The sequence below is a fragment of the Bacillus sp. FSL W8-1202 genome, assembly GCF_038006165.1.
GTDB classification, from domain to species: domain Bacteria; phylum Bacillota; class Bacilli; order Bacillales; family Bacillaceae; genus Bacillus; species Bacillus subtilis.
Window position 1 is genome coordinate 698,099 of sequence record NZ_JBBOUR010000001.1, and the last position, 12,332, is coordinate 710,430.

Below are 12,332 nucleotides of genomic sequence, written 5' to 3' on the forward strand. Positions count from 1 at the left end.
CATCTGTCTATCCTTTTTCTTATGCTCTTACATAATGGAGCTGAACCGCTTGTCCAAATTGTTTTGTCCCTTTTAACCGCAGTTTTGTTTCATTTGTTAGTTCATGAAACAGCGGGATGCCGCTTCCTAAAACGACGGGAATAACAGTGATGATGAATTCATCGATGGCATCTTCTTTCATAAAGGCATTCACCAGCTCTGCCCCGCCAGCTATCCAGATGTTTGAGCCTTTTTCCTGTTTCAAACGGGCAGTGAAGGTTCTGGCTCCCTCATTGATAAACGTCACATGCTCATCTTGATAACTGTCGGGCGATCCTGTAAAAACGTAGCAGGTTTTATCCTGATACGGGAAAACCGGTGTTAGCACTTTAACGTGCTCATATGTGCTCCGCCCTAGAATGACTGTATCAACAGTCTGATAAAAATCACTGTAGCCGTTGTCGCCTTCACCTTCAAATTCATCCAGCCAATCGGTGCTTCCATCTTCTTTTGCGATCATCCCGTCCAATGAAACAGCAATGTACAGCACAGTTTTTCTTTCCATGTTCTCCTCCTATCGATGCACCATTTGCCCGAATTGCGCTTGATGCAGCCTGCTGTATAGGCCTCCGGCTTCGATCAGGTCTTGATGACGGCCTTTTTCTTCAATACCGTTGTTTGTGACGACTACAATTCTGTCCGCGTCTTTGATCGTTGCCAGCCTGTGGGCGATGACAAGCGTCGTACGCCCCTCAGACAACTCTTGAAGCGCCTTTTGGATCGCCGCTTCCGTCTCTGTATCAAGAGCTGAGGTGGCTTCGTCGAGAATCAAGATCGACGGATTTTTCAAGAACATCCTTGCAATTGACAGACGCTGTTTTTGCCCGCCGGAAAGCTTCACGCCGCGTTCGCCAATCATAGTATCCAACCCATCGGGCATGTTATAGACGAGCTCTTCCAGATGCGCCTGCTTCACAACTTGCCAAATGTCTTCTTCTGATGCGCCTAATCGGCCGTAGGCGATATTTTCTCTAAGCGTGCCCGAGAATAAGAAAACATCCTGCTGCACGACGCCAATCTGCCCGCGCAACGAAGAAAGCGTCATGTCTTTTATACTGATGCCGTCAATCGTAATGTCGCCCTCCGATGCTTCATAAAAACGCGGAAGCAGACTGCAAAGCGTTGATTTCCCCGCACCTGACGGACCGACGAACGCCACCGTTTCCCCCGCTTGAATGGATAGGTTGATGTCATTGAGGACATTGTGATGGTCATCATAGCCAAACGAAACATGTTTATAGCGGATATTGCCCTTCAGGCCGGAAACATCTCTCGCATCAGGTGAATCCTGAATGTCCGGCTCTGTCTCCATGAGCTCCATATAGCTTTTGAAACCGGCGATCCCCCTCGGATACATTTCGATAATGGCATTAATTTTGTCAATAGGCCTGAACAGCACATTTGTCAGGAGCACAAACGCCACAAATTCCCCGTACGATAAGGAGCCGCGAATGACAAACCACGTCCCGCACAAAAGGACAAACAGCGTGACAAACCGGGTCAGCATATAGCTGATTGACCCGTTTTTCGCCATGATTTTGTAGGAAGAAAGCTTTGTGGAACGAAAACGCTGGTTGTTGACGGCGAAGCGTTCTTTTTCAAACGCTTCATTTCCGAACGCCTGCACAAGCCGGATGCCGCCGATGTTATTTTCTACACGCGCGCTGAAGTCTCCGATATCCTTGTTCAGCGTGGTAAATGCTTTGGTCATTTTTTTGTTGAAATAAAGCGCTAGCCAAATGACGATCGGCATAATGATAAACGTTAATAAAGCAAGCTGCCAGTTAATAAACAGCATCACTCCGAACGCCCCGAGAATGGTCATGACCGCAATGAATAAGTCTTCCGGACCGTGATGGGCGACTTCACCGATATACATTAAATCGTTCGTGAGCTTCGACATCAGCGTTCCCGTCTTGTTGTTGTCGTAAAATTTGAACGAGAGCTTTTGCAAATGGTCAAAAAGCGACTTTCTCATATCAGTCTCAATATTGATACCAAGCATGTGTCCCCAGTAGGTCACGATATACTGAAGAGCCGAGCTGAGCGCGTACACCGCAAATAACCCGATTGAGGTCGCGATGATCAGCCCCCAGTCCCTGCCCGGCAGCAAGGTATCAATAAAATAATTGACAATCAAAGGAAAACTCAGCTCCATTAAACCTCCCGCGATCGCTGAGAAAAAGTCGAGAAAGAACAACGTTTTATATGGTTTATAATATGAAAAAAATTGCCGCAGCACCCTATCTTCCCCCAATGTATAAATAACTGATAATGTTTCTCAATTATACTATACACGGGCTGTTTTGAAAGATCAGATTTCTTTTTTCTTACAGAACACCTGAAAACAGGCGGGCAAATGACTCTTTTGTCCGGTCAGCCACGCCTCTTTTATAAAAGCCGACAGGGCTGAGCTTTTCACTTTCCTGCATATCCTCTTCAAAATGGGTCTCAAGGGTTCGGATCGCTTCGGCATCCGTGAAGAACACATTCACTTCAAAGTTGAGCTGAAAGCTGCGCATGTCCATATTCGCGGTGCCGACGGAGGCGAGATCGCCATCAATGATCATGACTTTTTGATGCATGAAGCCTTTTTGGTAGGAGTACACTTCAATGCCCTCAAGAAGCAGCTCCGGGAAATAGGACCTCGACGCGTATTGGGTCAAAAAGCTGTCGTTCTTCTCCGGCACCATAACCCTTACCTCTACCCCCTTTGTCGCCGCTGCTTTTAGCGCCGTGCGAATGGATTCATTGGGGACAAAATAGGGCGTGGCGATCCATATTGATTTCTGCGCTGAAGAAATCATTTCATAATAAAGGTCGCTCATGCTTTCCTTCATGTCAGGGCCTGTCGCGACAATTTGATAAATGCCTCCTCCTTCCACGGGAACCGGGGTATTGTACTCCTCTTGATCAATTAGCACTTCATTGGAGACGTATTCCCAATCCAGCATAAAGATAGCGTGGAGCGTTTGCACAATTTCCCCCTCAAGCCGCAGGTGTGTATCTCTCCAAAATCCGATGTACGGATCTCTGCTGATATATTCCTTTCCAACATTTAATCCGCCCACAAAACCGGTTTTCCCATCGATGATCACGATTTTCCGGTGATTTCTGAAATTCAGCTTCTGGTTGAAAAACCCGTATTTCAGCGGAGAAAACGGGACGATGTCCACCCCCGCTTGTTTCATTCTCATAATATCTCTTCTTGCCAGCTTCATGCTTCCTGCCGCATCGTATAAAAACCTCACCTCGACACCCTGGCGCGCTTTCTCCATCATAATATCCATCATGCCGCGTCCGAGCATGTCAGATTTAAACATATAGTATTCAATATGTATGTAAGATTCCGCTTTTCTCATTGCTTTGAAAATGTCCGGGAAGGTTTCTTCGCCGTTTTTCAGCACTTTGATGTTGCTTTTCGTATTGATATTCATATGGGCAGCCCTGATGGAATATGTAAAGAACCTCTCTTGATTGTCCTTCAGCCCTGTCACTTCGAGCGTTTCCTCCTTGTCAAACAGCTTCCTGAGCTTTTCCCTGTTGTACATTCGTTTTGTCTTAAACAGCTTTCCCTTTACATAAAGCTGTCCCGAAAACAGATAAAACACGTAGCCGGCGATTGGAAAAAAGACAAGAATATGGATCCATAGCAGCGTGTGCTGCGAGGTGCGGTTTTCAAGAATTAATGAATAGATGCTGAACAAAATAATGCTTATATAGCAAAGCAATCCTCCGTAAAACTCAAGTCTGGAAACCGGAAAAAACCAAATGACATATGCCCCGATGAGCATCATATATAAAAAGAAAAATTCCAGTCTCCTTTTCAGCATCCTGATTCTCTCCAATCTGATTCAATTACCTCTGTATTACCTCTTTTTTCTAATCGATAAACCTTGTAAGCAAAAAACCTCTCCGCCAAAGGAGGAGAGGTTTAGAGAAAACTAATTGTCAAGGGGTTCATCCGCATCGTTTCTGCAGAAATAAAGCAAGACTATTGGCAACGCCGAGTGAAGCCTGATGCTACAACATGAACGGCAGGCCGAACCCGCTCAGCACTCCGGCACGCGCCGAAAAAGAGGCGGCGCTGTGACTGCAAATACGGTGGATAGAGTGAATTTGATACCCATTCTGATGAGAGAAAATATATAAAACGGGATATTGATCAGAAAGATATAAGGAGCTAGTCAGGCTGAGTCATAATCTGCTGTTCCGCCGGTTTAAAATGAATAAAATCCTTGATGTTATTTCCAAATACAAACACAACAGGATTCCCGGCCGCCCAGCCATTACCTTGGCAGAAGATATCTTATGTTTTCATCAAGATAAAAAAATCCCCCTCTTGCAAGGGGGATTTTCACGAGCGTTTCCGATATACAACGTAGCTGCGGGTCAGATACTTGAGCGGCAGACTGAACACATGAACTAATCTTGTAAACGGCCACAGGATAAAAACGACGTAGCCTATCACAATATGAAACTTAAACCATAGCGGGACACTCTCCATCAACGAGGGGTCAGGCCGGAACAAAGCGATTTCCCTGAACCACGGCCCGACTGTTGTCCGGTAATCGAAGCCTTTCGAATCAATGTTGAGAAACGTGGCCGCAACGCCTGACAGCATCATGAACAGCAGCAGGAGGAGCGTAAGGATATCGGATGGCGAGCTCGTTTTGCGGATCCTTTTGTCAAACAGCCTTCTGTACGTCAGGATGACAAGTCCGGTACATGCCGCAATGCCCGCCGGCAAGCCAGCGCCAATCGCCATTTTGTGATACATATGCTCTGAAATGCCAAGGGAAGCATACACGCCTTCCGGGATCAGAATCCCCATGACATGCCCGCCGACAACGCACAGCAGTCCCCAGTGAAAAAGTGTGCTGCCCGCCGCAAGTTTTTTCTTTTCTAACATCTCGCTTGATTTCGCCGTCCAGCCAAATTGGTCATGCTGGTAGCGGTAAATATGGCCGCCGATAAAGATTGTCAATACAATGTATGGCATAATACCCCAGAGGATCTGCCCGCTCATGCCTGAACAGCCCCTTCAACGCTTTCACGTACGCCAATGTTTTCAAGCGCGGCCAGCAGCACGTGCAGCAGTTCAGCGTATATACTGTCATTTTTTTCGAGACGGGATGCCAGCTCCCTCACATTGGACAGATATTTCTCAAACACGCTTCTCGCCGCTTCAATTTCTGCAGCCGCAGCAAATTCCAGCATCAGCGGCAGATAATCAGGCAGCTCTTTCTCTGTCGGCAGAAAACCGGATTGCTCGTATGTGTTTTTTAAATGCAGCAATTCAACGCCGCGTTCCCTTTGCTCGCCCGAGTTAAAGTAGGTGACATACATATTTGTTTTTTTTCCAAAGTCGAACGTATAGACATAGTGTTCAATCAGCGCTTCCGGTGAAAAGCTGGCTGACGCCTCGAAAAAGTGCAGCAGCTTCTCTCGGATTTGCCGGTTGCCGATTTCATGGATAAGAGCCTTCCATTCGGGAATCTCGGCTCTCCACTCTTCATCCGGATAAGAGAGAAGAGAGGAAAGAGCGGAGAACGTAATTTGCCGGTCTGTGGTGTTCATCTTGTTACACCTCATTTATCAAAAGTTAGAAACAGGAGCCGGGGCCGCCTGAAAATGATAAGCCGCAGCTCCCTTGTTCAGCATATAAATCTGAAACTTCTTCTCGATGACTGCTCGGTATCACAAAGCGGTCATCATATTTGGCAATCGCAAGCAGCCGATACATATCTTCAATTTGCTGTTCTGTTAAGCCGACACTGGAGATCAGTTCCGGGTCGATTGATTTATTCGTCTGGATCGCTCTCATATACTGGCGCATGACAGACATTTTCTTCAACGTTGACCGAATATGATCCGTATCACCGGCTGTTAACAGCTGCGCCAAATAATCTATCGGGATTCTCATTTGGTCGATAGCCGGAAAAATATCTTCCGCGGATTGCCGGCTGCCTTTTCCTTCAAAGAGATTCATAATCGGGCTGAGCGGCGGAATGTACCACACCATTGGCAGGGTGCGGTACTCTGGATGAAGCGGCAGCGCAATCTTCCAGTCAATGATCATTTTATAAATCGGCGATTGCTGCGCAGCCTCTATCCAATCAGACGGAATGCCTTGTTCTTTTGCCAGCTTGGCAACCTCAGGATCATTTGGGTCAAGAAAAACGTCCAATTGTGAATGGTAGAGATCCTTTTCATTTTCAACAGATGCCGCTTCCTCCACTTTGTCCGCGTCATACAGCATGACGCCGAGGTAGCGGATTCTGCCAACACACGTCTCAGAGCAGATGGTTGGCAGTCCCGCCTCCAAACGCGGAAAGCAGAGTGTGCATTTTTCCGCTTTGTTCGTTTGCCAGTTAAAATAGACTTTTTTATAAGGACAGGATGAGACGCAATATCTCCATGAACGGCATGCGTTTTGATCCACAAGCACAATGCCGTCCTCCTCGCGTTTGTACATGGCGCCGGATGGACAGGATGAGACGCATGCCGGGTTGATGCAGTGCTCGCAAATACGGGGCAAATACATCATAAAGACGTCATCGAATTCTGTTTTGATCGATTCCTCCATCTTTTGTACGTTGGGATCTTCAAGTCCCGTAATGTGGCCGCCTGCGAGATCGTCCTCCCAGTTCGGTCCCCATTCGATATTCATGAAATCCCCCGTCAAGGACGATTTCGGGCGTGCTACCGGCTGGTGTTTTTTCTGCGGGCTGTTCGTTAATGTTTCATAATCATAGTTCCAAGGTTCATAGTAATCATCAATTGACGGCTGGTTCGGATTGTAGAAAAGGCCCGCAAGCCGGTTTGTTTTCGAGCCTGATTTCAGCTCGAGCTTTCCTTTTTTCAATGTCCAGCCGCCTTTATATTTGTCCTGGTCCTCCCATTGCTTCGGGTAGCCGATGCCCGGCTTTGTTTCTACATTATTGAAGTACATATATTCCGCACCGGAACGGTTTGTCCACGTGTTTTTGCAGGTGACGCTGCACGTGTGGCAGCCGATGCATTTATCCAAGTTCATGACCATACCGATTTGCGCTTTAATCTTCAAGCCAATCGACCTCCTTCAGCTTGCGGATGACGACGTTCAGGTCGCGCTGATTCCCCGTTGGACCGTAATAATTAAAGCCGTAGCTGAGCTGGGCGTAGCCCCCGATCATCTGTGTCGGCTTGACGTGAATCCTTGTCGGGCTGTTATGGGTGCCTCCGCGGTTATTCGTCAGCTTTGTTCCGGGCACGTTGATGTGGCGGTCCTGGGCATGGTGCATAAACGCCATTCCTTTAGGAATCCGATGAGACAAAACCGCTCTCGCGACGACAACACCGTTTCGGTTAAAGCATTCAATCCAATCGTTGTCTTTGATATCCGTGTCCTCTGCATCATCTTTATTCATCCACACGGTCGGCCCGCCGCGGAACAGCGTCAGCATCGGCAGAGAATCAAAATACATGCTGTGGACAGACCATTTATTATGCGGCGTCAAATAATTGAGGACGATTTCTTTTCCCTCTTGATCAGGCCGCTTGCTCAGAAACGGGCGATGCTGGAGGATCGGTTTGAATGTCGCCATCGTTTCACCGAATTCCATCATCAGTTCATGATCGACATAATAGGATTGTCTGCCTGTCAGCGTCCGCCACGGAATTAATTTTTCAACATTCGTTGTAAACGGCGAATACCTGCGCCCTCCTTTTTCAGAGCCGGAAAACGCTGGAGACGTGATCACCGTTTTCGGCTGGGCTGTAATTTGTTCGAACGTAAAGCATTCTTCCTCGCGTTCTTCCGCCAGGTCTTTCAGCTTCAGGTTCGTGATGTTTTCAAGTGATTCCCATGCTTTTACTGCGACCTTTCCATTCGAAGTGGATGATAGGGTTAAAATCGCTTCTGCCGCCTGCTTTGCTTCACTTATATTTGGACATCCCTTTGCGACGCTGTCCGAGGTGATTTCTCCCAGTCTCTGTTTGAGTGATTCATATTCATCGGCTATTGACCAGCTCATCCCTTTTGTTCCGCTCGGCTTTAAAGCAGCGTTCGGACCAAGTGCAGTCATTTTATGAAAAATGTGTTTGTAATCCCGTTCAACGACTTGGATGTTCGGCATCGTTTTTCCCGGAATGGCTTCACATTCGCCTTTGCTCCAGTCATTGATTTTGCCGAATGGCTGGGCCAATTCCTGCATGGTGTCGTGGAGGAGCGGCGTCGCAACCACTTCTTTCACGGGCTCCATATCGACTTCTTCTGCCAGATCGGAAACGGCTTTTGACAACGCCTTGAAAATATCCCAGTCTGACTTCGATTCCCACGGAGCCGAGATCGCAGGAGCAAATGGATGAATGAACGGATGCATATCTGTGCTGCTGAGATCGTGTTTTTCATACCATGTCGCCGCCGGCAGCACGATATCGGAATACAGCGCCGTACCGGCCATTCGGAAGTCAAGATTGATTAACAAGTCGAGCTTTCCTTCCGGCGCCTGCTCCCGCCATTTGATTTCTTCAGGGCGGATGCTGTCGCTGTCGTCATTCATCAAGCCGTTCGTCGTCCCTAACAAATGCTTGAGAAAATATTCATGCCCTTTTCCTGAGCTTGAGATCAGATTTGCCCGCCATACGAAGAGATTTCTTGGGAAATTCACTTCATTATCAGGATCTTCAATCGCGAATTTCAGTTTTTTCTCTTGAAGCTGTGAGGCCACGTACGCACCTACGTCTTCGGGTGTTACTGCCCCTGCTTTTTCAGCTTCTTTATACAGATCGATGCCATTTTGATTGAAAGTCGGGTAAGACGGAAGCCACCCCAGCCGCGCCGCCAGCACATTGTAATCAGCGTGGTGCTTGTAGCGGGATGACGCAGCAATCGGTGATGCCAAATCACTGATCGGCTGGTCCTCATAACGCCACTGATCTGTCGCAAAGTAGAAAAATGAAGTGCCGTTTTGCAGCTTGGGCACGCCCTCCCAGTCCTTTGCAGTTGCAATCGTCTGCCATCCTTCAGCAGGTCGGAGCTTTTCCTGCCCGACGTAATGGGCCCAGCCTCCGCCATTTACGCCTTGGGCGCCTACAAGCAAAACAAGATTTAACACTGCTCGGTAGATCGTGTCGGAGTTGAACCAGTGGTTAATGCCGGCTCCTACGATAATCATAGACCGGCCGTCTGTATCGATCGCATTTTGGGCAAACTCTCTGGCAATCTTAACGACAGCTTCTTTTTTGATTCCTGTCATTTGTTCCTGCCAGGCAGGCGTAAACGGCTCAGGATCATCATAGGAGACAGCTTGTTGTTCGCCGATGCCCCGATTTACGCCGTAGTTAGCCAGTATCAAGTCAAACACGGTCGTGACGTACGTCTCTTCACCGTTCAGGTTCATTTTTTTAATAGGAAGATCCCGCTCGAGCACTTTGTTTCCGTCATTTGAAAAATAAGGAATGCGCACCGTGCCGATTTCATCCTCTATTCCGAGCACAGAGAGACGGGGTTCAATCGGTTCCCCGGTTTCTTCATCAATCATGTGCAGGTTCCATTTCTGCTGCCCGTCCCAGCGCGAGCCCATTGTCCCTTGGGGTATGGCAAATGAACTTGTCTGTTCATCCCAAACCGCAGGCTTCCACTGATCATGCTTTGTCTTCCGCCCGATGTCCTTCGCATGCAGAAACCGTCCCGCTGTGTATACGCCATTTTCTTTTGACAGGGTGACGAGAAATGGAAAATCAGTGTATTGCTTCGCGTACTCAATAAAACGTTCAGTTTCTTGGTTCACGTAAAATTCCTGCAAAATGACGTGACCCATCGCCATCGCAAGCGCCCCGTCAGTCCCTTGGCGAATACTCAGCCAGTCATCCGCGAACTTTGAGGATTCCGCAAAATCCGGACTGATCGAAATGACCTTAGCGCCTTTATAGCGGGCCTCCGCCAAAAAATGCGCGTCAGGCGTTCTCGTTAACGGAACGTTGGAGCCCCATGTGATGATATAGCCGGAATTGTACCAATCACTGCTTTCCGGAACGTCCGTCTGGTCACCCCAAATTTGCGGGGATGCCGGAGGAAGATCCGCATACCAGTCATAAAAACTGAGCATAGGGCCTCCGATTAACGACATAAACCGGGAGCCTGATGCATGGCTGATCATGGACATGGCCGGAATCGGAGAAAAACCGACGTTTCTGTCAGGCCCGTATTTCATCACTGTATACAGCAGAGAGGCTGAAATCAGCTTCAGCACCTCCGGCCATTCAGCGCGCACAAAACCGCCTTTCCCTCTCGCCTGTTTATAGGACTTCGCTTTTTCAGGGTTTTCGACGATCGATTTCCAGGCTTCCAATGGATTTTGATGTTCTTGCAGTGCCTCCCGCCATAAATTAATCAGTACACCGCGCACGTATGGATATTTCACACGCAGCGGGCTGTAGATATACCATGAAAAACTGGCCCCCCGCGGGCAGCCTCTCGGTTCAAAATCAGGCATATCCGGGCCTGTTGATGGATAATTCAAATTTTGCCCTTCCCACGTGACAATTCCGTTTTTCACATAAATATTCCAGCTGCAAGACCCTGTACAGTTAACGCCGTGGGTGGAGCGAACGACTTTGTCGTACTGCCATCTGTTTCTGTATACATTCTCCCAATCGCGATCGTCGCGGGTGGTTTGGCTATGTTTATTTGAATGGTGTTCGATAGGAGAGAAATAATTCAATCTCCTAAACAACGGACTCCTTTTCTTTTTCTTCATGAGAGTTCACTCCTTCCGAGTCAGGTGATGCTAAGTTCACTATAAACAGAGACAGCGTGTTTCCTTGTGAACTATGTCACACACTCCGCTTTTTTCACAAAATGTTCACACAAAGGAGAAGGAAGGCTGCGTTCAGGCAGAACGCTTGGGTCATTAGCCGCCTTTCAAAGATCAAAAAAACCGGCTCTATTTAAGAACCGGGCTCGGCGTTTTCATCCTGTGATGTATGCAGATACCGCAAAAATAATTGATAGGAACAAAAAACATTTTGCTGAAGCATAGCCAAAAAGTTCATTTGCAGCTGCGGATGATAAGACATCATTTTCTTAAATATGTAATATGGGATGTTGAGAATCAGAATGTCTGAAGTGGCATTGACTGAGATAAAGGGCGATAAATAAAGCCCGCCTTTTTCATCAATCGGAAACACATCGCCTTTTTCCCACAGCGCAACGGTTTTCGACCCTTCAGGGAGCCTTGTGTCCATAAAACGGACACTGCCTTTTAATACAATATAAACAGATTGAGAATGAAGAAAAGATGGAGACTGATCACATGAACCGCGGATAAACGTGCCGTTTTTCAGCAAGGTTTCGACAATGGATAGAGGCACTTCATTAAACATAGGAAGTTGTTTCAGAAATAATAAATAGTCACACTGATTCATAGGAAAACCTCCTGTGCTAAGGATAGCTTTAGTGTAGCTCGACTGAGCCTGTACAGCAGTGATGTATTTCACAGCCTGTATGATGAATGTCACTTATCAGGAGGGTGAATGCATTTATAATGAAAGAAAAAAGGAGGATTTCGATGAAGGCGCTGATTCCGAAGCAGCACGGGGCGTGGGCGATGCTGCTGATCCCATTTTTACTCGGCATGGTCAAGGGAGGCCCCGTTATTTGGCATATTCCGCTCTTCCTTGGTTGGCTTTTCCTATACTTAGCGGTTTATCCCGTTACGCTTGCCTTAAAAAAGAAACAAAGCAAACCATATCAAAAGTGGATGTGTTATTACGGTTTTCCCGCCTGCTGCTTTTTGATGATCTCGGTCTTTCATAAGCCGCCTCTCATCTGGGTGGGCGTTTCTTTACTGCCGCTGTTTCTCATACATATGTATTTTGCCCGCAGAAAAAACGAACGAGCCTTATTGAATGATGTTGCAGGTGTCTTGTTCTTTTGTTCGGGCGGGTTTGCGAGCTGCTGGCTGGGGATGGGAACCCTTGACGGCTGGGCTTGGTTTATTTTCTTGCAGTCTGCTTTATTTTTTATCGGGAGTTCCTTTTATGTGAAATCGGTGATCCGCGAGAGAAAAAACAGGGCATTTGCATACTGGTCATGGGGATATCACCTGCTGCTCCCCTTTTTATCCGCTCTTTTCGGAGCAGGATGGGCGTTTCTCGCTTTTATCCCGAGCAGCTTGCGGGCATGGTTTTTTCATGGAAGGGATTGGCCCGTAAAAACGATTGGCATTCTGGAAATCGTGAATGCCTGCTTCTTTCTTGCCGTCATGTGCCTGTTTATCACAAGGTAAAAAAACAAGGACACCGCT

The 12,332-nt window shown here is 47.5% G+C and carries 9 protein-coding genes and 1 pseudogene; 1 reads left to right on the forward strand and 9 read right to left on the reverse strand.

The genetic code is table 11. The annotated features are described in order from the left end of the window. Positions 1–19 precede the first annotated feature (19 nt). The 9 genes and pseudogenes from NSQ09_RS03580 to arfM form a co-directional block, all read right to left on the reverse strand. On the reverse strand, positions 20–544 hold the full coding sequence (locus NSQ09_RS03580; RefSeq protein ID WP_026113674.1) for a dihydrofolate reductase family protein: 525 nt from the start codon (positions 542–544) through the stop codon (positions 20–22). 9 nt (positions 545–553) lie between these two features. Beyond that, positions 554–2,281 (reverse strand): ABC transporter ATP-binding protein, encoded by a 1,728-nt coding sequence (locus tag NSQ09_RS03585; RefSeq protein WP_041334670.1) that lies wholly within the window; start codon positions 2,279–2,281, stop codon positions 554–556. A gap of 88 nt (positions 2,282–2,369) precedes the next feature. Then, positions 2,370–3,872 (reverse strand): cardiolipin synthase, encoded by a 1,503-nt coding sequence (cls, locus tag NSQ09_RS03590; protein ID WP_017696268.1) that lies wholly within the window; start codon positions 3,870–3,872, stop codon positions 2,370–2,372. Between the two features lie 130 nt (positions 3,873–4,002). Beyond that, a pseudogene (locus tag NSQ09_RS03595) lies at positions 4,003–4,211 on the reverse strand (YitT family protein); the annotation flags it as partial. Positions 4,212–4,396: 185 nt separating this feature from the next. Next, on the reverse strand, positions 4,397–5,068 hold the full coding sequence (narI, locus tag NSQ09_RS03600) for a respiratory nitrate reductase subunit gamma (RefSeq protein WP_017696267.1): 672 nt from the start codon (positions 5,066–5,068) through the stop codon (positions 4,397–4,399). After that, entirely contained in the window at positions 5,065–5,619 is a 555-nt protein-coding gene (gene narJ / locus NSQ09_RS03605) for a nitrate reductase molybdenum cofactor assembly chaperone (protein WP_095844018.1), read from the reverse strand. The genes narI and narJ overlap by 4 nt, the downstream gene beginning before the upstream one ends. A gap of 25 nt (positions 5,620–5,644) precedes the next feature. Further along, positions 5,645–7,108, reverse strand: a complete 1,464-nt coding sequence (narH, locus tag NSQ09_RS03610; RefSeq protein WP_041850416.1) for a nitrate reductase subunit beta — start codon at positions 7,106–7,108, stop codon at positions 5,645–5,647. Then, positions 7,098–10,784 (reverse strand): nitrate reductase subunit alpha, encoded by a 3,687-nt coding sequence (locus tag NSQ09_RS03615; RefSeq protein ID WP_341030573.1) that lies wholly within the window; start codon positions 10,782–10,784, stop codon positions 7,098–7,100. The genes narH and NSQ09_RS03615 overlap by 11 nt, the downstream gene beginning before the upstream one ends. Before the next feature lie 190 nt (positions 10,785–10,974). Further along, positions 10,975–11,451 (reverse strand): Crp/Fnr family transcriptional regulator ArfM, encoded by a 477-nt coding sequence (arfM, locus tag NSQ09_RS03620; protein ID WP_003243032.1) that lies wholly within the window; start codon positions 11,449–11,451, stop codon positions 10,975–10,977. A gap of 143 nt (positions 11,452–11,594) precedes the next feature. Between arfM and NSQ09_RS03625 the strand changes: the two genes are divergently transcribed. Further along, positions 11,595–12,314 (forward strand): YwiC-like family protein, encoded by a 720-nt coding sequence (locus tag NSQ09_RS03625; protein WP_014481214.1) that lies wholly within the window; start codon positions 11,595–11,597, stop codon positions 12,312–12,314. The last annotated feature ends 18 nt before the right edge of the window (positions 12,315–12,332 follow it).